At 74.8% G+C, this 22,427-nt stretch carries 27 protein-coding genes and 4 pseudogenes; 8 read left to right on the plus strand and 23 right to left on the minus strand.

The genetic code is table 11. The features are described from left to right. Positions 1–117: 117 nt before the first annotated feature. The 7 genes and pseudogenes from U6N30_RS31560 to U6N30_RS31590 all read right to left on the minus strand — a co-directional run bounded on the left by U6N30_RS31560 (position 118) and on the right by U6N30_RS31590 (position 5,510). The gene (locus U6N30_RS31560) at positions 118–312 is read right to left on the minus strand and encodes a hypothetical protein (protein WP_324275399.1); all 195 of its coding nucleotides are present in this window, start codon (positions 310–312) and stop codon (positions 118–120) included. Next, the gene (locus U6N30_RS31565) at positions 297–1,550 is read right to left on the minus strand and encodes a M20/M25/M40 family metallo-hydrolase (RefSeq protein ID WP_324275400.1); all 1,254 of its coding nucleotides are present in this window, start codon (positions 1,548–1,550) and stop codon (positions 297–299) included. Before U6N30_RS31565 ends, U6N30_RS31560 begins: the two co-directional genes overlap by 16 nt. A gap of 283 nt (positions 1,551–1,833) precedes the next feature. Then, a pseudogene (locus tag U6N30_RS35025) lies at positions 1,834–3,222 on the minus strand (MFS transporter); the annotation flags it as partial. After that, on the minus strand, positions 3,159–3,644 hold the full coding sequence (locus U6N30_RS31575; RefSeq protein WP_324275402.1) for an excalibur calcium-binding domain-containing protein: 486 nt from the start codon (positions 3,642–3,644) through the stop codon (positions 3,159–3,161). The pseudogene U6N30_RS35025 and the gene U6N30_RS31575, both read right to left, overlap by 64 nt. A gap of 65 nt (positions 3,645–3,709) precedes the next feature. Continuing rightward, the gene (locus tag U6N30_RS31580; RefSeq protein ID WP_324275403.1) at positions 3,710–4,099 is read right to left on the minus strand and encodes a hypothetical protein; all 390 of its coding nucleotides are present in this window, start codon (positions 4,097–4,099) and stop codon (positions 3,710–3,712) included. A gap of 170 nt (positions 4,100–4,269) precedes the next feature. Then, positions 4,270–5,073 carry an arginine deiminase family protein gene (locus U6N30_RS31585; RefSeq protein WP_324278556.1) on the minus strand — a complete coding sequence of 268 codons (804 nt, stop codon included), beginning with the start codon at positions 5,071–5,073 and terminating at the stop codon, positions 4,270–4,272. Between the two features lie 158 nt (positions 5,074–5,231). Next, positions 5,232–5,510: an arginine deiminase family protein gene (locus tag U6N30_RS31590; RefSeq protein ID WP_324275404.1), complete on the minus strand. Its 279-nt coding sequence runs from the start codon at positions 5,508–5,510 to the stop codon at positions 5,232–5,234. 113 nt (positions 5,511–5,623) lie between these two features. Between U6N30_RS31590 and U6N30_RS31595 the strand changes: the two genes are divergently transcribed. Beyond that, the gene (locus tag U6N30_RS31595; RefSeq protein ID WP_324275405.1) at positions 5,624–6,394 is read left to right on the plus strand and encodes an SDR family oxidoreductase; all 771 of its coding nucleotides are present in this window, start codon (positions 5,624–5,626) and stop codon (positions 6,392–6,394) included. Positions 6,395–6,450: 56 nt separating this feature from the next. On the opposite strand, the gene U6N30_RS31600 is transcribed toward U6N30_RS31595, so the two are convergent. The 6 genes and pseudogenes from U6N30_RS31600 to U6N30_RS35040 all read right to left on the minus strand — a co-directional run. Beyond that, positions 6,451–7,503 (minus strand): IS110 family RNA-guided transposase, encoded by a 1,053-nt coding sequence (locus tag U6N30_RS31600; protein WP_324274675.1) that lies wholly within the window; start codon positions 7,501–7,503, stop codon positions 6,451–6,453. 212 nt (positions 7,504–7,715) lie between these two features. Further along, the gene (locus tag U6N30_RS31605; RefSeq protein WP_324275406.1) at positions 7,716–9,386 is read right to left on the minus strand and encodes an ATP-binding protein; all 1,671 of its coding nucleotides are present in this window, start codon (positions 9,384–9,386) and stop codon (positions 7,716–7,718) included. Continuing rightward, positions 9,302–9,559 carry a hypothetical protein gene (locus U6N30_RS31610; protein ID WP_324275407.1) on the minus strand — a complete coding sequence of 86 codons (258 nt, stop codon included), beginning with the start codon at positions 9,557–9,559 and terminating at the stop codon, positions 9,302–9,304. The genes U6N30_RS31605 and U6N30_RS31610 overlap by 85 nt, the downstream gene beginning before the upstream one ends. Beyond that, complete coding sequence (locus U6N30_RS35030) at positions 9,523–9,951, minus strand: hypothetical protein (protein ID WP_422678005.1); 429 nt, start codon at positions 9,949–9,951, stop codon at positions 9,523–9,525. Before U6N30_RS35030 ends, U6N30_RS31610 begins: the two co-directional genes overlap by 37 nt. Positions 9,952–10,018: 67 nt before the next feature. Further along, positions 10,019–10,444, minus strand: a complete 426-nt coding sequence (locus U6N30_RS35035; protein ID WP_422678166.1) for an AAA family ATPase — start codon at positions 10,442–10,444, stop codon at positions 10,019–10,021. A 54-nt stretch (positions 10,445–10,498) separates the two neighbouring features. Further along, a pseudogene (locus U6N30_RS35040) lies at positions 10,499–11,328 on the minus strand (AfsR/SARP family transcriptional regulator); the annotation flags it as partial. Positions 11,329–11,372: 44 nt separating this feature from the next. On the opposite strand from U6N30_RS35040, the gene U6N30_RS31620 reads away from it, so the two are divergent. From U6N30_RS31620 to U6N30_RS31630, 3 genes are read left to right on the plus strand one after another with little or no spacing between them, the layout of a single operon-like run. Beyond that, positions 11,373–11,936: an FAD-binding protein gene (locus U6N30_RS31620; RefSeq protein ID WP_324275409.1), complete on the plus strand. Its 564-nt coding sequence runs from the start codon at positions 11,373–11,375 to the stop codon at positions 11,934–11,936. After that, entirely contained in the window at positions 11,930–12,481 is a 552-nt protein-coding gene (locus tag U6N30_RS31625) for an FAD-binding oxidoreductase (protein ID WP_324275410.1), read from the plus strand. Before U6N30_RS31620 ends, U6N30_RS31625 begins: the two co-directional genes overlap by 7 nt. After that, entirely contained in the window at positions 12,433–12,810 is a 378-nt protein-coding gene (locus U6N30_RS31630) for a BBE domain-containing protein (protein WP_324275411.1), read from the plus strand. Before U6N30_RS31625 ends, U6N30_RS31630 begins: the two co-directional genes overlap by 49 nt. A gap of 91 nt (positions 12,811–12,901) precedes the next feature. Here the strand turns inward: U6N30_RS31630 and U6N30_RS31635 are convergent, their stop codons facing one another. Continuing rightward, positions 12,902–14,431, minus strand: a complete 1,530-nt coding sequence (locus tag U6N30_RS31635) for an FAD-binding oxidoreductase (RefSeq protein WP_324278557.1) — start codon at positions 14,429–14,431, stop codon at positions 12,902–12,904. 162 nt (positions 14,432–14,593) lie between these two features. On the opposite strand from U6N30_RS31635, the gene U6N30_RS31640 reads away from it, so the two are divergent. From U6N30_RS31640 to U6N30_RS31650, 3 genes are all read left to right on the plus strand, one after another. After that, entirely contained in the window at positions 14,594–15,397 is an 804-nt protein-coding gene (locus U6N30_RS31640; RefSeq protein WP_324275412.1) for an FAD-dependent oxidoreductase, read from the plus strand. Further along, entirely contained in the window at positions 15,358–16,059 is a 702-nt protein-coding gene (locus U6N30_RS31645) for a hypothetical protein (RefSeq protein WP_324275413.1), read from the plus strand. The genes U6N30_RS31640 and U6N30_RS31645 overlap by 40 nt, the downstream gene beginning before the upstream one ends. 123 nt (positions 16,060–16,182) lie before the next feature. After that, positions 16,183–16,977, plus strand: coding sequence for a methyltransferase domain-containing protein (locus U6N30_RS31650; protein ID WP_324275414.1), 795 nt, complete (start codon positions 16,183–16,185; stop codon positions 16,975–16,977). 1 nt (position 16,978) lies between these two features. On the opposite strand, the gene U6N30_RS31655 is transcribed toward U6N30_RS31650, so the two are convergent. Continuing rightward, positions 16,979–17,437 (minus strand): hypothetical protein, encoded by a 459-nt coding sequence (locus U6N30_RS31655; protein ID WP_324275415.1) that lies wholly within the window; start codon positions 17,435–17,437, stop codon positions 16,979–16,981. On the opposite strand from U6N30_RS31655, the gene U6N30_RS31660 reads away from it, so the two are divergent. Beyond that, entirely contained in the window at positions 17,438–17,659 is a 222-nt protein-coding gene (locus tag U6N30_RS31660; protein WP_324275416.1) for a hypothetical protein, read from the plus strand. Here the strand turns inward: U6N30_RS31660 and U6N30_RS31665 are convergent. From U6N30_RS31665 to U6N30_RS31705, 8 genes and pseudogenes are all read right to left on the minus strand, one after another. Further along, positions 17,628–18,071, minus strand: coding sequence for an aromatic acid exporter family protein (locus U6N30_RS31665; RefSeq protein ID WP_324275417.1), 444 nt, complete (start codon positions 18,069–18,071; stop codon positions 17,628–17,630). The two genes, U6N30_RS31660 and U6N30_RS31665, sit on opposite strands and share 32 nt — an antisense overlap. Continuing rightward, positions 18,068–19,195, minus strand: a complete 1,128-nt coding sequence (locus U6N30_RS31670; RefSeq protein WP_324275418.1) for an FUSC family protein — start codon at positions 19,193–19,195, stop codon at positions 18,068–18,070. Before U6N30_RS31670 ends, U6N30_RS31665 begins: the two co-directional genes overlap by 4 nt. A gap of 140 nt (positions 19,196–19,335) precedes the next feature. Next, positions 19,336–19,805 (minus strand): annotated as a pseudogene (locus tag U6N30_RS35045) (TipAS antibiotic-recognition domain-containing protein). Then, positions 19,751–20,086: a MerR family transcriptional regulator gene (locus U6N30_RS31685; RefSeq protein ID WP_324275420.1), complete on the minus strand. Its 336-nt coding sequence runs from the start codon at positions 20,084–20,086 to the stop codon at positions 19,751–19,753. Before U6N30_RS31685 ends, U6N30_RS35045 begins: the two are co-directional and overlap by 55 nt. Before the next feature lie 61 nt (positions 20,087–20,147). Further along, a complete protein-coding gene (locus U6N30_RS31690; protein ID WP_324278558.1) occupies positions 20,148–20,354 on the minus strand; it encodes a YdeI/OmpD-associated family protein in 207 nt (68 codons plus the stop codon). Positions 20,355–20,425: 71 nt separating this feature from the next. Next, positions 20,426–20,599 (minus strand): annotated as a pseudogene (locus tag U6N30_RS31695) (hypothetical protein); the annotation flags it as partial. Between the two features lie 10 nt (positions 20,600–20,609). Further along, positions 20,610–21,425, minus strand: a complete 816-nt coding sequence (locus U6N30_RS31700) for an ABC transporter permease (RefSeq protein ID WP_324275421.1) — start codon at positions 21,423–21,425, stop codon at positions 20,610–20,612. Next, a complete protein-coding gene (locus tag U6N30_RS31705) occupies positions 21,422–22,390 on the minus strand; it encodes an ABC transporter ATP-binding protein (protein WP_324278559.1) in 969 nt (322 codons plus the stop codon). The genes U6N30_RS31700 and U6N30_RS31705 overlap by 4 nt, the downstream gene beginning before the upstream one ends. Positions 22,391–22,427: the final 37 nt, after the last annotated feature.

Genomic DNA, 22,427 nt, shown 5'->3' on the forward strand with positions numbered 1-22,427 from the left:
TCCCTCGCCGCACGCTTGTGCTCTGCCCCGTTCAGCGGGGCAGAGCACAAGCGTCCTCAGGCCCCGTTCAGGGCGCCGCCCTGAGCGTGCGAAGGGTGGGGAGAGTGGGGTCCTTCGTCAGAGGTGGCGGATCAGGTACCGGTAGAAGCCGGCGCCCCGGTGCAGGGCGGCGACGGAGAGACGCTCGTCGGCGGCGTGCAGGGTGGCCAGCTCCTCCTTGGTCAGGTCGAACGGCATGAACCGGTAGACGCTGTCGCAGATCTGGCTGAAGTGCCGCGCGTCGCTGGCCTGCACCATCACGTACGGCGCCACCGCCGCGTCGGGGTACACCGAGCGGACGGCGTCCCCGACCAGCGCGAACGCCTCGTTGTCGGCGCGGGACACCGGTGAGGGTCGTTGCCCGACACCACGGTCAGCTCCACGCCGGGATCGCCGATGACGCGCCTGAGCCGGTCGACGGTCGACTCGACCGTCTCGCCGAGGGCGATCCGGATGTTGGCGTGCGCGCGGGCCCGGGTGGCCAGCACGTTGCGGGCCTTGCTGCCCTCGAGCTCGGTGATCGCGACCGTGGTGCGCACCAGCGCGTTCGCCTCGCGACTCGCCTTCGACAGGACGAGAGCGAGGGCCGGCCGCAGGAACCGGGCGTGCGCGAAGACGGCGCGGTACCCCGTCGGTGCGTGCCGGCCAAGGGCGTCGACCATGCCGAGGACGACGTCGTGCAGCCGGGCCGGGAACGGGTTCTCCTCGATCCGCAGGATGGCCCGCGCCAGCCGTGCCGGTGCCCCGCCGCGGACCGGCGCCGACGCATGGCCTCCGGGGTCGGTGGTGACGAGCTCGACGTCCAGCAGCCCCTTCTCGGCGAGCCCTACGACGGCGGTCTGGCCGGGGACGCCGGGGAACACCCCGCTCACCACGGCGCCGCCCTCGTCGATCACCGCCCAGGGCCGGACCCCTCGCGAGGTGAGCGCGTCCACGGCCAGCTTCGCCCCGACGCCGGCCACCTCCTCGTCGTTGCCGAAGGAGAGGTGGACGTCGCGGGCCGGGGTGAACCCGGCGGCCACCAGGGACTCGACGGCCTCGAGGATCGCGACGAGGGCGCCTTTGTCGTCGATGGCGCCGCGGCCGTGCACCACGCCGTCCTCGACCAGCCCGGAGAACGGGTCGCGGGACCACTCCTGGCCGGCCACCGGCACGACGTCGTAGTGCGCCATGAGCACCAACGGCGGGAGGTCGACGCCGCTGGACCACCGGTAGAGCAGCGCGCCGTCGCCGAGCACCTCGCGCGCCAGGACCCGGTGCGTGTGCGGGTACAGCTCGGTCAACCGCTGCCGGAACCGCTCGAACGCGGCGGTGTCGAGCTCGTCGCGGTCGCGGGTGGAGATCGTCGGGATGCGGACCAGCTCGGCCAGGCGGGCCGCCGCGGCGTCGGCGTCCAGACCGTCGAGGTCGGCCGGCCCCGGTGCCCCCTCGGGCGGGCGGAAGCGGGCCACCCGGCGGGCCGCGACGGCCCCCGCGGCGCCGCAGGCGGCGGCGAGCAGAGCCCGCCTCATGGCCGGGGCTCCGTCGCCGGGGCGACCGAGCGGAGGTCGGTCGCGGCGGGTGCGTCGGAGAACGCGAGGCGCGGCACGAACACGAGCGCCACGGCGGCGGCGAGCGCCGTCGTGCCGCAGAGAATCCAGACGGTGAGGTAGCCGCCGAGCGATCCCGCCGTCCCCTCGGAGCCGTCGGCCAGCGGGGCGCGTTCGCGGCCAGGGCGACGGCGAAGGTCGCGGACGCGAAGCTCCCGCCGAGGACCTTGGTGGTGTTGGTCAGGCCGGTGGCCACCCCGGTGCGCCCGGCCGGTGCGGCGGCGGCCGCGGCGGCAGGGAGAGCCGCCACCAGCGCGCCGGACCCCAGCCCGGCCACCACCATGCAGGCCAGCACCTGCGGCAGGGAGTCGTGGAACGGCACGAGCAGCAGGTAGCCGGTGCCGACGAGGATCGCGGCCCCGATGAGCGTGGTCCGGGGGCTGGTGCGCGTGGAGATGCGGGAGAACTGGCTGGCGCCGATGAGCATGGAGATGACGTAACCACCGATGACGATCGACACCATGCTGGTCGACAGGCCCAGCCCGTAGCCGTACTCCTCGGGGTCGGTGCGCGCGAAGGTCGAGAGCGGGCCCTGGGCGCCGAGGACGCTGACGCCGAAGAGTCCGGCGGTGAGCTGCACCGGCCACATGGACGGGCTGCGCAGGACCCGGAAGTCGACCAGCGGGTCCGGGCGGCCGAGCTCGTAGCGGACGAACGGGACGGCCAGGAGCAGGCCGACCGCGGTCACCAGCCACGGCCAGACCTCGCCGACGCCGTTGATCCGGACGAACGTCAGGCCGCCGGTGACGACCAGCAGGACGACGGTGAGCAGGGCCGCGCCGGTCGCGTCGACGGATCCTCCCTGGCGGTCCTCGCTCTCGGGCACGCGCAGCGCCACGACCGCGCAGACGCCCACCACCAGGAACCCCGGGACCAGCAGCACGAGCCAGAACTGCTCGGCGAGCGCACTGCCGACCTGACCGCCGCCGAGCGCGCCGACGATGGCGCCCAGTTGCAGGGCGGCGACGATCAGCCCGGTGGCCCGCCGCGTCTGCGCCGCCGGATCGGCCAGCCCTCGCGACCGGTTGTAGATCAGCGCCACCTGGAGCGGCAGCCAGGCGGCGTAGATGCCCTGCACCGCCCAGGCGATGAGGAAGACCGGGAAGGACGACGCGAAGGCGAGCACGACCGTGGCCGCGGCCACCACCGCCGCAGACAGCAGCAGCATCCGGCGGTGACCGTGCAGGTCGCCCAGCTTGGCCAGGATGGGCACGGCGATCGCCGACAGCATGAGCTGCGCGGCCTCGAGCCAGTTGACGTCGGCGTCGTGGATGTCGAGGTGCCGGGCGACGTCGGTCAGCAGCGGGATGTAGTACCCCTGCAGCACGCCGCTGGTGAACTCGACGAAGACGAGGAAGCCGACGAGGCCCCCGCCGATGCCCGCGATGCGCCGGGTTCCCCGCGCCGTCCCCGCCACGCCGACGTCCCTTCCCGCTGCGCCACGGGTGGTGGCGCGGAAGGTCCGGAGCGTAGTGGCCCGGGACGTCCGGGCGGACCCCCTGCCGGGGAAGGCCGCCCGGACGGTCGAGGTCAGGCCGTGCGGCGCGCGGAGGCGATCAGCCACGCGCCGGCGGCGAGGAGTGCCGCGCCCCACGCGACCAGCGGCTCGGTCGCCACGCCCGTGTAGGCGAGCGTGCCCGTGCTGTCGTACGTCGGGTGGGTGTAGGCGACGGTGTCCACCTCGCAGCCGATGCCGTCGGAGTCGCTGTCCAGGTGCGCGCCGTAGCCCGGGTGCCCGGCGTGGACCGGTGCGGCGCCCTTGGCCCGTGCGTCGTCGCAGTTCTCGTAGTGGACGGCGGCCGGCTGGACCGGCTGCGGGTGCGGCGTCGTGGTCGGCGGGGTCGGAGGCGGCGTCTGGGTCCCGCCGCCGGTCGGGGGAGCCGGCAGGCACTTCTGCAGGTCCTCCCCGGCCGCCGTCAGGAGCGCCTCGCCCGCCGTCGCCAGCTCACCCCCGGCGTTCTCGACGAGCTCGGGCAGCTCCGCGAGGAACGCGGGGAGCGTGGTCGGGTCCAGCAACGCCTCCTCGATCGCCGTGACGAGCTCCCCGCCGCCGGCCCCGAGCGCGGCCTGCAGATCGGTGATCAGCTGCTCGACGACGGCCGCGACGCACGCCGGCGGGTCGGCCGGGGGCTGGAGCTGGTGGGCGTGCTGCTGGACGTCGTGGTCCCGGTGGCCGTCGACTCCGTGGCCGTCGACTCCGTGGCCGTCGACTCCGTGGCCGTGGACTCGGTGATCAGCGCGCCGAGGTCTTCCGCGAGGTCCCCGAGCCGGTTCGCCGGCGCCGGCGCGGACGTCCGGGTCGGCGTGGAGGACGCCGTGCCGGTCGACGAGGACTGCGTCGTCTCCGCTGGGTCGTGCTCCGTCGTCTCGGCGGGCGCGGACGTCAGCGCCCCGATCGCCGTGTCGAGCGGGGTGTCCGTCGGATCGGCCAGGGCGACGCCGGCAGGCACCAGGGCCAGGCCGAGGGCCACCGGAACGGCGAGCAGGCGTAGACGTTTCGACATGGATCCCCCGAGAGCTCACGCAGCAGAGAGGTGAGCTGTATCACGGGTAACAGGTAATCGCCGGCACGGGTTCCAGGTACCGGGAGAACCGTTCCGTCACGCGACCGCGCGCCGCCACGCGCTGTAGTGCTCCGGACTCAGCTGAACGGGTCGCGGGCCACCGGGCAGGACATGCAGCGCGGTCCGCCGCGGCCGCTGCCCAGCTCCGACCCGGCGATCCGGATCACCTCGATGCCGTGCGCCTCCAGCGCGGCGTTGGTCACGGTGTTGCGCTCGTAGGCGACGGCCAGCCGCGGCGCCAGGGCGAGGGTGTTGTTGCCGTCGTCCCACTGCTCGCGCTCGGCGGTCACCGGGTCCAGGCCGGTGTCGATGACCCGGAGCCGGTCGATGCCCATGGCGGCGGCCGCGGCGGTGAGGAACGGCTGCGGGCCGGCGACCGCGAGCTCGGTGGTGTCGGCGTCGTCGGCCACGCCGTCGGGAGCGGTGACCGTCCAGGCCACCAGCGAATCGGCGACCGCCGGGTACATGACCATCGCGTCGACGTCGACCATCGTGGCGATGGTGTCCAGGTGCATCGTCGCCCGTTGCTGGGCGATGGGGACGACGAGGACCGTGTGCGCCAGCCGGCGGGCGAACAGCCGCCGCGCCAGGCGCTCGGCCCCGCCGGGCGTCGTCCGCTCGCCGACGCCGACCGCGACGACGCCCTCGGCGAGCAGCAGGACGTCCCCGCCCTCGAGGTGCTCCAGGCGCGCCCCGTAGAGCTGCTCCACCCCGGCGAACCGCGGGTGGTGGGCGTAGACGGCGGCGGTGATCGTGCTCTCGCGGTGCCGGGCAGGCATGGCCAGCGACGTCACCGCGACCTCGTCGCCCACCCAGACCGAGGAGTCGCGGGTGAACAGCAGGTTCGGCAGCGGGGGCACGACGAAGTCACCGCGGTCCATCACCTCGTAGGCCAGCCCCTTGCCGCCGCGCAGCTCGTCGTGGGCCAGGCCGGCGATGAGCGTGCGCGCCAGGTCCTCGGCTGCCAGGCCGGTGAGATGGGTGGTGGTGGAGCGCTGCAGCGTCGCGCCCAGGCGCGGGTCGTCGACCGCCGCGGCGATCAGCTCGGCCCGGGCGGAGGGAAGGACAGCACCTCGGCCAGCAGCCGGTCCAGGTGCAGCACCTCCACGCCCCGGTCGGAGAGCGCCTGGGCGAACGCGTCGTGCTCCTCCTGGGCGCGGTCGACCCACGGGACGCCGTCGAAGAGCAGCTCGTCGTTGTTGCGCGGGGTGAGCCGGCGCAGCTCGGCTCCGGGGCGGTGCAGCAGCACGGTCCGCAACCGGCCCACCTCGCTGGTCGCGCCCATGAGCGGCGCCGCCTGGGATGCAGACTCGATCATGCCCAGAGGCTGGCACAGGGAGGCCTCTGCCGCCCGTCGGTGCCCGGCGACCCGCTGGCTAGGGTGCGAGACGGCCGGCAGCGAGGCGGGCCGCCCTGATGCGGAGGTATCGCGTGGACCTGTTCGACCTGACCGGCAAGGTCGCCGTCGTCACCGGCGGTACCCGCGGCATCGGCCTGATGATGGCCCGCGGCCTGCTCCAGGCGGGGGCCCGCGTCTACATCAGCTCCCGCAAGGCCGAGGCAGGGGATGCCGCCGTCGCCGAGCTGGCCGAGTTCGGTCAGGTGCGTTCGATCCCGGCCGACCTCTCCCGCGAGGAGGAGTGCGTCCGGCTGGCCGCCGCCGTGCGCGAGCGCGAGGACGAGCTGCACATCCTGGTCAACAACGCGGGCGCGACCTGGGGCGCGCCGTCGCTCGAGGAGTTCCCGCCGTCGGCGTGGGACAAGGTCGTCGACCTCAATCTCAAGTCGCCGTTCTTCCTCAGCCAGGCGTTCCTGCCTCTGCTGGAGGAGGCCGGCACCGACGACGACCCGGCGCGCATCGTGAACGTCGGCAGCATCGACGGCCTGCACGTCCCGCCCATGCACACCTACTCGTACTCCTCCAGCAAAGCGGCGCTGCACCACCTCACTCGTGTGCTGGCCAAGGAGCTCGGGCCCCGCCGCATCACGGTCAACGCCGTCGCCCCCGGCCCGTTCGAGTCGAAGATGATGGCCGCGACCCTCGACGCGTTCGGCGCCGATATCGCCGCCAAGTCGCCGCTGGGCCGCATCGGCCGCCCCGACGACATGGCCGGCGTCGTGGTGTACCTGGCCAGCCGGGCGGGCGCCTACGTGACCGGCGCGGTCATCCCCGTCGACGGCGGGATCGCCACCACCGCCTGAGCGGCCGCCCCCGATGATCAGGGTCCCTGATCATCGGGGGACGCTCCTATGACGTGTCAAGGCGTCGTGGGGACTGTTTCGAGGCGGCGGTAGAGCTCGCGGGCGATGTAGCGCTTGAGGATGCGTTTGATCTCTCGGTCGGTCTTGCCCTGGGCGCGGCGGCGGTCGGCGTAGGCGCGGGTGCGTGCGTCGCGTTGTAGCCGGACGAGGGCCACGGTGTGCAGGGCGCGGTTGAGCTGTCGGTCGCCTGCTCGGTTGAGTCGGTAGCGGACGGTCTTGCCCGAGGACGCCGGGATCGGTGCGGTGCCGGCGAGCATGGCGAAGGCGCCATCGTCGCGGCAGCGGCCGGGGTGGGACCAGGCGGTGAGCGCGGTGGCGGCGACGATCGGGCCGACTCCGGTCAGCTCGAGCAGATCGGGCCGCCAGGACCGCACGATGGCGCGGATCTGGGTCTCGTGCCCGCGGGCTTCTTTCTCCATGAACCGGATCCGGCGGGCCAGATCGCGCAGCACCGTCAACGCCGTGATCACCTCCAGCTCCCCGGTGGCCGCCGTCGGTCGCAGCCGGGCAGCGGTGGTGATCATGGTGCGGGTGGACTGTCCGCGGAACTTGCCCCGGACCACCTCGGGGGCGGTGGTGACCAGCGCGTGCAGCTGCCGCTGGGCGGCTGTGGCGGCCTCGATCGCGGCCCGGCGGGCGGTCAGTCGCATCTGCAGCGCCGCGCGCTGGCCACCGGTCTTGGGCTGGGCCAGGTGGGTGCGGGCCAGCGCATCCCGGGCGGCGCGTTCGGCGTCGATCGGATCAGACTTCGCTCCGGCCTTGCGCGCCGGGCGCTTGGGGCGGTCCAGTTCGATGACCAGTTCACCGAGCTCGGCCAGGTGCCGGGCCAGGCCGGCGCCGTAGCCGCCAGAGCCTTCCATCGCCCAGGCCCGCAGCCCGGAGTGCTCCTGCGCCACCGCGCTGAGCCGGGCATAACCGTCCGGGTCAGCCGGCACGGTGATCCGGGCCAGCACCCCGCCGGTGCCGGTGTCGATCACGGCAGCGGTGTGGGTGTCTTTGTGCGTGTCGACGCCGATGACGACCTCGACCAGTTCTGCCAGCATGGACATGCGTTCTTCTCCTTGACCGGGGGACGCGGCAGGTCCCGGTCCGGTGCGGAGATGGCAGGACTGTGATGAGACACGCCAGCAGCTACTGGCGGTCAAGCTCCTGATCAGGCCAACGTCTCCCGCCGGGCCGGTGCCGACAGCAGCAGGCGGACAGGTCCCATGCAAGGCACGAAGCCAGTCCTCCCTGGAGTCACACCCACTGCTGTCGGCCGTCAGCCCATCACCGATGTACCGACCCGGCCACACTCACAGTCCTCCCTCGTGGTCGACGGTGAGGGAGGACCCGCGACGGTGAGGGAGGACGCGCGCGGCGGTGAGTCAGGACGGCGTCCCGAGGGCCCGGGCGACCCCGACCGTCCGCTGGGGCGTCGGGACGGCGCCCACCCGGGCCAGGTGCGCGTCGGCCAGCGCCACTTGGTGCGGGAGCCGACCAGCACGCCCTGCTCCCGGGCGGCCGCCCACCACCGGCGGGCGCCGGCCCGGTCGCCCCGGCGCTCGGCGATCCGGCCGAGCAGCTCGTCGTAGGCGCCGAGGGTGAGGGACGGCGTCCCCAGCACCGCCTGCCGACCGCAGTAGGGCAGCAGGGCCTCCACCGCCGACGCCCACTCGGGCTCGTCACCCAGCCGCAACGCGGACTCCGCCTGCAGGAGGACGGCGACGTCGCTGGCCCAGTCGCGGATCCGGGTGCGCCCCCACCGGGCACGCAGCCGCCGCGCCTCGCGGAGGTCGCCCGACTCGGCCGCGGCCAGCACCGCCATCTCCTGCAGCAGCGGGCTGCCCTCGTCGCCGGTCTCGACCAGCAGCGGGATGGTCTCGGCCAGCCGGCCGTCGGCCCGGCGCAGCGTGAACTGGTGCGCCGCGTAGGCGTGCCGGGCGTGCGGGGTGACCCGGCGGTAGACCTCGTAGGCCTCGGTGGTCAGCGCCTCGGCCCGTTCGGCGTCGCCGCGCAGCCAGGCCAGCCCGCCGGCCTGCCAGAGCACGTGCGGGCGGATCTCCGGACCGCTCAGGGAGACCGCCAGCCGCCGTGCCTCCTCGTGGTCGGCCTCGAAGCCGGCCAGGTCGCTCAGGTGCAGCCGGAGGGCCGCCCGGTGCAGGTGCGCCACGAACTCCGTCCACCGCGGCAGCCCCCGCCCGGCCATCGCCAGGGCCTCGTCGGTCGCCGCCAGCCGCAGTTCCGCGGCGCCGGGCCGGCCCCAGACGGCCAGGCAGAAGTTGTTCAGCGCCCGGCCCAGCAGCTCGGGGTCGCGGGTGCGCCGGGCGAGCTCGGCCGCCTGCCGAGCGGCCTGGACCCCGCGGTCGTCCGGGCTGAACGCGAGCTCCACGCCCAGGGTGCCGAGCAGCTGGACGGTGGCGCGCTCGTCGGCGGAGCCGTCGGCCAGCAGGTCCTCGAGCAGCGCCACCATCTCGTGGGCCACCATCCCGTGCGGCCGCCAGTTCCACACCGTGACGCTGCCCCACACGGCCGCCGCCTGGGCCAGGCACGTCCGGTCGCCGAGCTGTTGCGCGACGGTGATCGCCGCCGCGACCACCTCCCGCGCCTCGGTGCGCGAACCGCTGCGCAGCAGGTCGTTGCCGAGCGCCGTGAGCAGGTCGTGCCGCGTGCGCGCGGCGTCCGGCTCGGCAGGGTCGACCAGGTCCAGGGCCCGGCGGGTGTGCACCGCGGCCTCGCCGTGGGCCAGCCGCGCGCGGGCGGCCCGGGCGGCGGCGGCCGAGTACATCCGCGCGGGGGCCGGCCCGGTGACCGGAAGCGCGTGCACGAAGTGGTGCGCCAGCCGCTCCACCAGCGAGTCGTCGGTGGTCAGGGCGATCCGCCGCTCCAGCGCCTCGCCCAGGCGCGCGTGCAGGCCGGCGCGGCGCAGTGCCGGGAGATCGCCGACCAGCACCTCCTGGACCAGCGCGTGCGCGAACCGCCAGCTCCACGGGCGCGCCCCTCCACGACCAGGCCCACGGCGACGGCGGAGTCCAGCGCGCCGAGCGCCTCCTCGGCCGGGGTCCGCGCCGCCTCCAGCAGGTCCAGGCTCACCTCGCGCCCGGCCACGGCGCAGAGCTCCAGCACCGCCCGGGTCGTCGGCGGCAGCCGATCCAGCCGCGTCCGGAGCACCTCCCCACGGACGGTGGGACGGGGGCGTGGTCCAGGTGCAGGTCGTGCGCGCCCACCATCCACCGGGAGAGCTCCACGACGAAGAACGGGTTGCCGCCGGTGCGGTCGTGCACCGCCGAGGCCAGCGAGCGGTCGCCCGGGCTGCCGAGCTGGGCGGTCAGGAGCGCGGCGACGTCGTCGGCGTCGAGGCCGGACAGCCGCAGGCAGGTGGCCGACGGCTCGCGGGCCAGCCGGGCCAGGCAGTCGGCGACCGCCTCCGGCACCTGCTCGCCGACGGTGCGCGCGGTGACGACGACCAGCACCGGCGCCCGGGGCAGGTGCCGGCCGAGGAGGCCCAGCAGCTGCACCGAGGTGGTGTCGGCCCCTGCAGGTCGTCGAGCACCACGAGGACCGGCGCCGGGCCGGCGGCCGTCCTCAGCCGGCCTCGCAGGTCCTGGAACAGCCGGAAGCGCGCGGCGTCGGGGTCGTCGTCGGCGGCCTGGGGGAGGGGGTGAGCTCCTCCTGGTCGAGTTGCTCGAGCACCTGTGTCCACGGCCACAGCGCGGGTGCGCCCGTGTCGTCGGCGCACCGGCTCCACGCCACCGACCAGCCGGCGGCCCGGGCGGCTCCGGCGGCGGCCTCGGCCAGCCGGGTCTTGCCGATCCCGGCCTCGCCCTCGATGACGACGACGGCCGCGCGCCCCGTGCGCACCTGCTCGGCGACCGCCTGCAGCCGGGCCTGCTCGGAGCGACGCCCGACGAGCAGCTCGTCGCCCGGGACGAGGGCCGGCGCCGGTGCCGGGGCCGCGGGCAGGACCGGACGGGGCACCCGGTCCAGCAGCTTCGGGTCCTGCCGCAGCACCGCCCGCTCGAGATCGCGCAGTTCGGGCCCGGGGTCGATGCCCAGCTCGTCCCGGAGCAGCTCCGCGCACCGGCGCAGCGCGTCGAGCGCGTCGGCCTGCCGGTCGGCCGCGTAGAGGGCGGTGACCAGCCGCGCCCAGAGCCGCTCGCGCAGGGGTTCTCGGCGACCAGACGCTGCAGGTCCGTGACCGCCGACTCCGCCCGGCCCGTCGCGAGGAGAGCATCGCAGCGCCGTTCCCGCGCCCGCACGTGCAGCTCGGTGAGCCGCAGCCGGTCGGTGGCGGCACCCGGCAGGTCGCCGAGCTCGGCCAGCGGCTCACCGCGCCACAGCGCGAGCGCCTCGTCGAGCAACGCGATGCCGGAGGTCGCGGCGCCGGCCGCGACCGCTCGATCGCCGGATTCGACCAGGTCGGCGAAGCGGAGCAGGTCGAGGTCGGACGCGTCGGCGCGCAGCAGGTAGCCGGGTGGGCGGGTGAGCAGCACCGTGGGTGCCTCGCGGGGGCCGCGCTCCGGCTCGAGGACGCGCCGCAGGTGGGAGACGTAGGCCTGGAGCGTGCCGGTGACCGTCGGCGGCGGGTCGTCGCCCCACAGCGCGGCGACGATGCGGTCGATGCCGACGACCCGGCCGGGTTCGGCCAGCAGCAGCGTGAGCAGCGCGCGGGGCTTGGCCCCGCCGACGTCCAGCGGGCGGCCGTCAGGACCCGTGACCTCGAGCGGGCCGAGGACTCGGAAGCGCACGAGCCGGGATGCTCCCAGCGTGGGCGCCGGGGCGGCACCCCTTTCGCCGCGGTCGGCTGCAAGTCGCGCCCAAGTATCCGGCAAGAGGCCGTCGCGACTCTTCCTCGCATCCGTTCGAGCTGCCCGGCCACCGCCGCCAGCCACCACGATCCGCGGCCACTGCCGCGGCCGCGAAAGAGGAATCCCCGCAGATGAGTCTCACCGAGAAGTCCGAGCTGTCCTCCGCAGTCCTGAGCGACACGGTGCTCGACACGCTCGTCCCCGCCTTCCCCGCCGGCGCCGTCGACGAGCTGCGCAGCCAGGTGCACGGCCCGGTCTACGTGGCCGGCGACGACGGCATGGCCGCCGAGGTCGCCACCTGGAACGTGGCCGTGCAGCACACCCCCGCCGTCGCCGTCGGGGCCACCTGCGCCGCCGACGTCGTCGCCGCGGTCACCTGGGCCGTCGCGCACGACCTGCGCGTCGCCGTCCAGGCCACCGGCCACGGCCCGGTCCGCAACGCCGCCGGCTCCCTGATGATCACCACCCGCCGCATGCAGGGCGTGCAGATCGACCCCGAGCGGCGGACCGCCCGCGTCGAGGCCGGCACGAAGTGGGTGCGGGTGCTGGAGGCGGCCGCCGAGTTCGGCCTCACGGGGCTGTGCGGCTCGTCGTCCGACGTCGGCGTCGTCGGCTACACCCTGGGCGGCGGGATGGGCTCCTCGGGCGGCAGTACGGGTTCGCCGCCGACCACGTCCAGGCGGTCGAGATGGTGACCGCCGACGGGCGGCTGCGCCGCCTCACCGCGCACTCCGACGCCGAGCTCTTCTGGGCCGTCCGCGGCGGCAAGGGCAACTTCGGCATCGTCACGGCCCTGGAGATCGAGCTGGTCCCGGTGTCCGCGCTGTACGCCGGCGGCATCTTCTTCGCCGCCGAGGACGCTCCCGCGCTGCTGCACCGGTTCCGGCAGTGGGCGCCGACGCTGCCCGAGCACGTCAGCACCTCGATCGCGATCCTCCGGCTGCCGCCGATGGAGGAGCTGCCGCCGCCGCTGCGCGGGCAGACCGTCGTCCACCTGCGGTTCGCCTCCTCCGGCACCGACGAGGCCGAGGCCGAGCGGCTGCTCGCGCCGATGAAGGAGGCCGGGCGGATCGTGCTGGGCTACGTCGGCCCGATCCGGACCACGGAGATGGACAGCATCCACATGGACCCGGTCGACCCGATGCCCGCGTGGGAGAAGGGTGTGCTGCTCACCGACCTGACCCCGGAGGGGTGGACGGGCTCCTGGCGGCCGTCGGGCCGCAGCTCGACATCCCGCTGATCATGCTGGAGATCCGGCTGATGGGTGGCGCCCTGGGGCGGCCCGCGACGGTGCCGAACGCCGTGCCCGGGCGGAGCGGGGCCTACGCGGTGTACGCGATCGGCCCCGGCGTGCCGGAGTTGGCGCAGGTGGTGCCGGCGATCGTCCGCGGCGCCCTCGCCGCGCTGGCCCCGTGGCGGGCCGCGGAGACCATGATCAACTTCCTGGGCGACGTCTCCGGCCCGGAGGAGGTCGCCGCGGCCTACCCGCCGGAGACCCTCGAGCGGCTGCGCGCGGTGAAGGCCGCGGTCGACCCGGGCGGCGTCTTCACCTTCGGCCACGCCATCTGAGAAAGGACCCGACTGCCTGGCAGGCTCGGCCCGGCCCCTCTGCAGGGGCCCGCGCCGAGCCTGCGAGGCGTGGGGGCAGAGGGGTCCTTCCTCAGTCGGGGAGGAGGACGCCGGGGTTGCAGATGCCCTTCGGGTCCAGGCGCTCCTTGACCGCGCGCAGCACCTCGACGCCGAGCGGCCCGATCTCGCGCTCCATCCAGGGCCGGTGGTCGGCGCCCACGGCGTGGTGGTGGGTGAGGGTGCCGCCGGCGGCCAGCAGCGCGTCGGTCGCGGCCCGCTTGGCGGTCAGCCACTGCTGGAGGGGCAGCTCGTCGTCGCGGTCGGCGAGCACGGTCACGTACAGCGAGCCGCCGGTCGGATAGGCGTGCGAGAGGTGGCTCATCATCAGCGGACGCTTTCCCTGCCGGGTCAGCGACTCCCGCAATGCCCGGCGGACGGCGTCGTAGACGGTCGGCAGCGCCGACCAGGTGGCCGCCGTCTCCAGGGTCTCGACCAGCAGGCCGCCGTCCATGAGGGTGTCGCGCAGGTAGGGGCCGTGGAAGCGGTTCCTCTTCCACGACTCGCCGACCTTGCGGCCCAGCCGGATGGCCCCGCCGTCGCGCAGCACCGAGGCGGCGGCCTTCATCCGCGCGGAGACCATCGCGGGCAGGCCCTCCCAGCCGAGCACGAGCATGCAGGCGTCCCCGTGACCCCGGGCCCGCAGGCTGGCGCGCAGGGCGCGGGCGCCCGTCCCGGAGGCCATGAGCAGGTTGGCGCGGGTCTCGTCGGTGTCGGAGAGGCGGACGATGTCGGGCAGCAGCTCGTGGCGGGAGAGCTGCTGCAGGGCGGCCAGCCCGATGGCCCAGGAGCGGAACGACCAGCCCTCGTAGGAGCAGGCGACCGGTGTCGGGCGGACCCGCAGCGTCAGCTCGGTGATGATGCCGAGCGTCCCCTCCGAGCCCAGCGCGAGGCCCAGCAGGTCGGGCCCGGCGGCGGACGCCGGCGGATGCCCGAGCTCGAGCACCCCGGTCGGGGTGGCCATGGTCAGCCCCGTGACCAGCTCGTCGAAGCGCCCCACGCCGGTGGAGTTCTGGCCGGCCGACCGCGTGGCGGCGTATCCGCCGAGCGTGGCGAACTCCCAGCTCTGCGGCAGGTGCCCCAGGGTGAGCCCCTCGCGGCCCAGCTCCTGCTCCAGCGCCGGGCCGCGCATCCCGGGGCCGACCGTGACCAGCGACGACGGGACGTCGAGCGCGTGCACCGACGACATCCGGGAGAGGTCGACGGCGACCGACGGGCGGTCGTCGGCGTCCACGCCCGCCAGCCCGCCCACCACGCTGGTGCCCCCGCCGAACGGCACGACGACGACGCCGAGCTCGCTGCAGGCGGCCAGCAGCGCCGCGGTCTCCTGGGTCGTGCCCGGCAGGACGACGGCGTCCGGGGCGTCGGAGGCGTCCCCTCGCGGCGGCGGACGAGGTCGAGGTAGCTCTTGCCACCGGCCCGCCGGAGCCTCGACTCCCGGTCCGTGCGGACGTTGTCCGCGCCGAGCAGGTCGACCAGCCGGGTGCGGATCTCCTCGGAGAGCCGGGAGGGCGCCAGGCGGATCGCGTCGACGGCGACGGGCGGGGTCACGCGCGGGGTCCAGCCGAGCTCGCCCGTGAGGTAGCGGCGGGCGGCCTTGGGCAGCGTGCTGTCCAGGTCGGCCGCGTGTGGTGCCTCGGCGGGGACGGCGGTCCCCAGCCCTGGATCGTCAGTTCCGGCTGCGTTGCCACCGCTACAGTCTGCCGGTGCTGCTGCCGGAGCGATCATGGTGACCGCGTCCCTGCCCGGAACGCTCTCCCCGGCCCGCCGCGCGAGCGACCTCGCGGAGCTCGCCCGCTCCGACGTGGACGTCGTCGTCGTGGGTGGCGGGGTGACCGGCGCCGGGGTCGCGCTGGACGCGGCGACCCGGGGCCTGTCCGTGATCCTGCTCGAGCGCACGGACCTCGCGGCGGGCACCAGCAGGTGGTCGTCCAAGCTCGTGCACGGCGGGCTGCGTTACCTGGCGCACGGCGAGATCGGGCTGGCGCGGGAGAGCGCCCGCGAGCGCGCCGTCCTCATGGGCGCGACCGCGCCGCACCTGGTGCGCCGGCTGCCGTTCCTCGTGCCCGACGTCGCCGGACGGGACGTGACCGCGCTGGCGGCGGCGGGCGGGCGGCTCGGGGATGCCGTCCGGTTGTCGGTGCCCGGCGGCCGCGGCTCCCTGCCGTCCACGCGGCGGGTGTCGCCCGACGAGGTGTCGCGGCTGGTCCCCGGCGTGCGACCCGGCCGGGGCGGCGTCGTCTTCTGGGACGGGCAGCTGGTGGACGACGCCCGGCTGGTGGTGGGCCTGGCCCGGACGGCGGCCGCCTACGGCGCGCGGATCCTGACCGGTGCGGCCGTGACGGCGGTCGACGGCGCCGACGTGCACGTGCGGGTGGACGACGAGGCGTTCGTGCTAGGGGCCGGTGTGGTGGTCAACGCGACGGGGTGTGGGCGCAGCGGCTGGCGCCGTCCATCCGGCTGGTGCCCTCGCGCGGGTCGCACCTGGTCGTGCCCGGCTCCGCGCTCGGCTCGCCGACGGCCGCGCTGACCGTGCCGCTGCCCGGCTCGCGCTCGCGGTACGTGTTCGCGCTGCCGCAGGCCGACGGGCTGGTCTACCTCGGGCTCACCGACGAGCCGGTGGAGGGCCCGGTCCCCGACGACGACCCGGTGCCGTCGGACGCCGAGGTGCAGCAGCTCCTGGAGACGGTGAACCAGGTGCTGGCGGTGCCAGTGACCCGCGACGACCTGGTGGGCGCCTACTCGGGCCTCCGGCCGCTGGTGCTCCCGGTGTCGGCGGGGGCGGGACCGGGCGGTGCCACCGCCGACCTCTCCCGCACGCATCTGCTGCACTGGGACGGACCGGTCCTCTCCGTCGTCGGCGGGAAGCTGACCACGTACCGGGCGATGGCCGAGGAGACCGTGGACGCGGTGGTCGGGCGGCTGGGCCGGGGGTGGCGCGCTCGATCACCGGGCGGTTGCCGCTGGTGGGGGCCGCGCCCCGGCCGGCCCTCGAGCGGGTGGCGGCGCCCCGCCGGCTGGTGGCCCGGTACGGCACCGAGGCGCCCGTGGTCGAGGCGCTGGGCACCGCGGCGGTCGTGGCGGGACGGCCGGAGACCGAGGGGAGCTGCGCTTCGGCGTCCGCCACGAGGGCGCGCGGACCGTGGCCGACCTGCTCGACCGCCGCACCCGGATCGGGCTGGTCCCGGCTGATCGCGAGCGGGCCGTCCGGGTGGCCGAGCGGCTGCTCGCCGAGGAGTCGTGACCATCGGAGCTGCTCCCACCTGATGAGACAACTGTTTCGCATGGTGGGATGCGCGGAGTAGGACTTGTGCCGTGGACACCTACACGCACGGGCACGCCGACCCGGTGCTGCAGTCACACCGCTGGCGCACCGTCGAGAACTCCGCCGCCTACCTGATCCCTGCGCTGCGGCCGGGGCTGGACCTGCTCGACGTCGGTTGCGGCCCGGGCACGATCACCGTCGACCTCGCCGCGCGGGTGGCGCCGGGCCGGGTCGTCGGCATCGACGTCTCGGCCGACCCGCTCGACGAGGCGCGGGCCGCCGCCGGGCGTGCGAATGTGCCGGCGTCGTTCGAGGTCGGCGACGTCTACGCCCTGGCCGCCGAGGACGACAGCGTCGACGTCGTGCACGCCCACCAGGTGCTGCAGCACCTCACCGATCCGGTGGCGGCCCTGCGCGAGATGGCGCGGGTGTGCCGCCCCGGGGGCGTGGTCGCCGTCCGCGACGTGGACTACGCCGCCGTCGTCACCTTCCCCGTCGACCCGCTGCTGGACCGGTGGCTCGACCTCTACCACCGCGTGGCGCGGGCCAACGGTGCCGAGCCCGATGCGGGGCGGCGGCTGCTGTCGTGGGCGCACGCGGCGGGGCTGCGGGACGTCACGGCGACGGCGAGCACCTACTGCTACGCCTCGCCCGAGGAGCGGCGGTGGTGGGGCCGGTCCTGGGCCGGGCGGGCGACGACGTCGGCCTTCGCCGACCAGGCGGTGTCCTACGGTCTGGCCGCTCCGGAGGAGCTCGCGGAGATCGCCGCGGCCTGGCTGCGCTGGTCGGAGTCCGACGACGGCTGGCTCGGCATGCTGCACGGCGAGCTGCTCGTCCGCGTCTGAGTCACGTCGTGGAGGCCTCGCGGGGCTCGGCGTCCAGGGCGAGCAGGGCGCGCTGCACCCCGACCGCCACGGCGGCGAGCGCGAGGAAGCCCGGATCGTCGTCGACCGTGGTGCGGCGGAGGCGGTCGGTGAGGTTGTCCAGCGCGTCCCGGGCGAGGTCGATGCGCTGGTCGCGCGCATCCGGCCGGGAGGCGTCGTCGTCGTGGTACGGGGTGCGGATGACCCCGGCCAGCCCGTCCAGGGCGTCGGCCAGCCGCTCGGCCGTCCCCAGCTCGGGCCCGTCGCCGCCCGGGTCGTCCGGCCGGTACTCGGCGACGAGGGTCGTGACGTCGTCGGCGAGGACGGCGACCCGGTCCAGGGATCGCGACTGGGCCCGGAGCCGGGCGGCCGGCTCCTGCCACCTCCGGGCGCGCGGATTGGCCTGCCGGGCCCGCTCCACCGTCCGCTCGGCGTCCCGCATGTGGTCCAGGGGCGCGCCGAGCGCCGCGACGCGTTGCTCCTCCTCCTCGGCGGTGGGCAGGTCCCCACGGCGCAGTTCCCCGCCACCAGTTCGAGGTGCTCGGCCAGCTGTTCGCGCACCCGCTCGATCTGCCGGCGGGCGTGCGTGAGCTGCAGCGGCGGGAACAGCAGGGTCGTGATCAGCACGCCGATCACGCCGCCGAACAGCACCAGCCCGGCGTAGGGCAGGACGTACGTCGTGGGATCATCGGCTTCCCCAGCGTCAGGGTGAACAGCGCGGCCACGGTCACCCAGCTCGCGTTGGAACCCAGCACCCGCCACTGCTCCACGCCGATCCCGAGGGCCACGACCAGCGCCAGGGTGAGCGCGGTCGGCACCGGGCGGGCGATCTCGTGGACGCCGACCGCGATCCCACCGCCCAGCAGGATCGCCAGCACCGTGCGCCAGGCGACGCTCGCCGAATCCGCCACGGTCGGCAGGCAGGCGATGACCGCGCCGAGCGGGGCGTAGTACGCGTACTCGGACAACGCCCCGGGCAGCAGGACGGCGAGCTGCCAGGACACCCCCGCGGCGAGCGCCGCGCGGATGCCGCGCTGGACGACCGGGTGGCGCAGCGGTGCCGACAGATCCCTCACGAATGCAGGAGGTGCCCGGCCGACCGCCAGTCAATCCCCGGGGATCCGGACGGCTGCGGCCAGCGGAGCTGCGCCTCGAGCACGTTCAGCGCCCGGTGCATCCCCACCGCCACCGCCCCGAGCGCGAAGAAGCCCTCGTCGTCGCCGATCGCGGACTCCCGCAACAGCGCGGTCAGCCGCCCGGCCGCCGACAGGGCGGCGTCGATCGCCCGGTCCCGATCGTCGGGCTCGGTGTCCGTCGCGTGGTACGGCATCCGGACGACGCCGGCCAGCCCGTCGAGCGCGTCGGCGAGCACCCAGCCGGTGCCGTCGTCGACCCGGTCCAGGCCGCGGCGGTGCGGGTGGAACTCGACGACCAGCGTGGTGAGGTCGTCGATCAGCACGGCCACCCGGTCCAGGGCGCGGGACTGCTCCCGGATGCTCGCCGCGGTCCCCTGCCACTTCCGCGCCCGCGGATTGGCCCGGCGCGCCCGCTCGACCACCAGCTCCGCGTGCCGCATGCGCTCGAGGGCGCGGTCGAGGTGGTTGCCCCGGTCGTTCCACTCCTCGGGGTCGGGCACCCGGCCGCTGCGCAACGCGGACGCCATCGTCTCCAGGTGCGCGGCGACCAGCGCCCGCGCCGTGCTCACCCGCTGCGTCGCCGAGGTGAGCTGCAGCGGCGGGAACAGGACGGTGGTCACCAGGACGCCGATCACGGCGCCCAGGAACGTGAGGCCGGCGTAACGGACGGCGTAGTCGGCCGGGTCCGCCGTCCCCACCGTGATCATGAGGACCGCGGCGAAGCTCACCCAGCTGGCCTGCTCCCGCAGGTAGCGCCACTGCTCCACGACGATCGCCAGGAGCACGATGAGCGCGATGGTCACGGCGTTGGGCACGGACCGGGTGAACTCGTAGACCGTGACGGCGAGCGCGAACCCGAGCAGGATCGCCAGGATGCTGCGCCAGGCCGCGCTCGCCGAGTCCGCGACCGTCGGGCTGACCGCGATCACTGCGCCGAGCGGGGCGTAGTACGCGTAGTCGGACAGGCCGGCGGGCAGCAGCAGGGCCACCTGCCACGCCAGTCCCGCTGCCAGCGCCGCCCGGACCGCCCGCTGCACCCACGGCTGCTGGAGCCCTGCGATCACGCATCCCACCCCGCCAGGATGCGGGCCGGCACCCGCCCGGCGCACCCGCCCGACGGGTGACGTCCGCCTCCCTCGGGGTCCAGCCGCGGGACCGGCCGTCCAGCCGGGCCACGGCCCGGCTGGACGACCGGCCGGGCGGCCTATCCCTGCCGGGCGGCGTTGGCCTGGTTCGCCGTGCTCACGTACTTCGCGAGCCCCGGGGCCATCGCCTCGTAGGTCGCCGTGAACCGCTCGTCCTCGACGTACATCCGGCCGAGACCGGCGTGCATCTCGGGGAGCACTCGTAGAACCAGCGGCTGATCGACTGCCGGTGCGCCTCCGCCACGTCCATCGCCTCCTCGGAGTAGGCCGCGGCGCCGGACCGCATGGTGGCGACGAAGCGGGCGCCGATCTCCTCCTGCTCGGCCTTGATCCGCACCCAGTCGTCGGTGGAGTACGCCGCGGTCTTTCGCTTCGACTCCGCGTACGCGTCGGAGTCGCCCCAGCGCTCCTCCACCTCGGCGTCGTACTGCGCCGGGTCGTGCTCGCCGAACACCTCGAACCGTTCCTCCGGGGTCAGTGAGATCCCCATGTTCCGTGCCTCCATCTCCTTCTCCAGGGCCGCGACCATCGCCGACGTCCGCTCCAGCCGGTCCCGGAGCAGCCGGTGCTGCCGGCGCAGGTGCTCGGCGGGGTCGGCGGACCGGTCGTCCAGCAGGGTCGCGACCTCGTCGAGGGGAACCCGAGTTCGCGGTAGAGCAGCACCTGGTGCAGCCGGTCCAGATCGGCCGGCGCGTACTGCCGGTAGCCGGCCGACGTCCGCCCGGACGGCGACAGCAGCCCGATCCGGTCGTAGTGGTGCAGCGTGCGCACCGTGATCCCGGCGAGTGCGGCGACCTGGCCCACGTTCATCGGGTCCTCCCTTCCGTGACGAGGAGAAGGGAACAGCCTGACGTAGCGTCAGGGTCAAGCGTCATCGGACCTTCTTGCCCGCGCGCAGCGATTCGACCGTCCTCGCGATGCGCGCCGCCCGGGTCTCGGGCTTCTTGGCCTCTTCGACCCAGTGCACCCACTCCTTGCGGTGGGAGTGGGCGAGCGCGTCGAAGGTGGCCCGGACCGGACCGTCGAGGGCGGCGGCGAGGTCGTCGGGCACCGGCACCTCCGCGGTGCGGTGTCCCACTCGACGATGTCGTCGACCTCCTGGTGGGCCGCCACCCCGGCGGCCACCCGGTGCTCCGCGGCCAGCGGGATCCAGAACGCCCCGGCCATCGGCGCCACCGTGGTCCGGTAGGTGTGGCCGCCGACTGTGACGACGACGGGGGCGCTTGCCCCCGCCCAGCGCCTCGACGACGTCGTCGGGCACCTGGATACCGGTCGCCGTCCGGCCGCGGAGGATGACCGTCGCCCGGAAGTCCACGCCCGCAGGCGTAGGGGCTCAGTCCAGCGCTCGGCGACGGAAACCGATCAGGCTGGCGGCGCCGAAGACGGCGAGGAACCCGAGCAGCGCGAGCGCGCAGACCCACATCGGCAGGTGGGGCACGCCGGGGGCCATCTCCGAGCGCAGGGCCTCGCTCACGTAGGTGAGCGGGTTGACCGCGCAGACCACCTGGAACCAGCGCAGCGAGTCCAGCGACTGCCACGGGAACTGCGTGGACCCGGTGAACAGCAGCGGCGTGAGGACGACGGCGAACACCACGTTGATCCGGTTGGGGGTGACGAACGTGCCGATGGTCATCCCGACGCAGGCCCCGACCAGGGAGCCCAGCACGAGGAACACGAGCAGGACCGGGACGTCGGACCAGGTCACCGGCAGCGAGCCCAGCACCCACAGGCTGATCGGGAACATGGCCGCCGCGGCGATCAGCGCCCGGAGCAGGGAGAAGACGATCTTCTCCACCGCCACCAGGTGGGTCGGCAGCGGCGCCAGCAGCCGGTCCTCGATCTCCTTCGTGAAGGAGAAGTCGATGACCAGCGGGAACGCCGTGGTCTGCAGGGCCGTGAGGAAGGCGGCCAGCGCGATCACGCCGGGCAGCAGGACGTCGGAGTACTCGCTCGTGGTGAACCCGAGCTCGACCAGCACCTTGCCGAACACGAACAGCAGGAAGACCGGCTGGAGCACGACCTGGAGCAGGAAGGGGACGAGCTCCCGGCCGGTGACGAATACGTCGCGCCACAGCAGGGCCCGGAACGCGCGTCCGACGTCCGGTGCCGCCGGTGTCGTCGGTGTCGCGGCGTCGGCGACGGACCTCATCGGAGTTCCCGTCCGGTCAGGCTGAGGAAGACGTCCTCCAGGCTGGGTTCCCCGATGCGGACGCCGCTGAGACGGGCCCTGCGGGCGGTCAGCGTGTCCGCCACCGGGCCGACCAGCGCGGCGGCGTCACCGGAGAGGTAGATGCGGGCGCGCAGCCCGCCGGCGTCGGCGACCGGCTCCACCCGCTCGGCGGCGGGCAGGGCGGACAGCGCCGTCAGCACGTCGTCGTCGGTGTCGCCGGCGGCCGGCTCCACGTCGACGTCCAGGGTGGCACTGCCCGGCAGCGACCGGGTGAGCGCCGCCGGGGTGTCCAGGGCCAGCAGCCGCCCGTGGTCCACGATCCCGACCCGGTCGGTCAGCGCCGCCGCCTCGTCCATGTCGTGCGTGGTGAGCACGACGGTCACGCCGCCGTCCCTGAGCTCGCGGACCCGGTCCCAGACGAACAGGCGGGCCTGCGGGTCGAGGCCGGTGCTCGGCTCGTCCAGGAAGATCACCTGCGGGGCGTGCATGAGGGCGCGGGCGATGAGCAACCGCTGGGCCAGGCCGCCGGAGTAGTTGTCCACCTTGTCGTTGCCGCGATCGGCCAGGCCGAGCTGCTCGAGCAGGGCGTCGGCCCGGCGGTTGCGATCGGCTCGCCCGATGCCGTGGTACGCCGCGTGGAAGACGAGGTTCTGCCGCGCGGTCAGCGCGCGGTCGAGGTTGGGCCGCTGGGGGACGACGGAGAGCCGGCTGCGCGCGGTCACCGGATCGGCCGCGACGTCGACGCCCGCGACGCTCGCGGTGCCCGACGTGGGCAGCACGCGGGTGGTGAGAACGCCGATCGTCGTCGTCTTCCCGGCGCCGTTGGGTCCCAGCAGCCCGAAGACCTCGCCCCGCGCGACGGTGAAGGAGATGCCGTCGACGGCGTTGGTCGGCCGGCCGGGGTAGCGCTTGACCAGCTCGCTCACCTGCACGGCCGGCTCCATCACCGGGCATCCTCCCATCGTCGCCGGTCGCGGATCG

Origin of the sequence: Blastococcus brunescens (genome assembly GCF_035320885.1) — a bacterium.
GTDB classification, from domain to species: domain Bacteria; phylum Actinomycetota; class Actinomycetes; order Mycobacteriales; family Geodermatophilaceae; genus Blastococcus_B; species Blastococcus_B brunescens.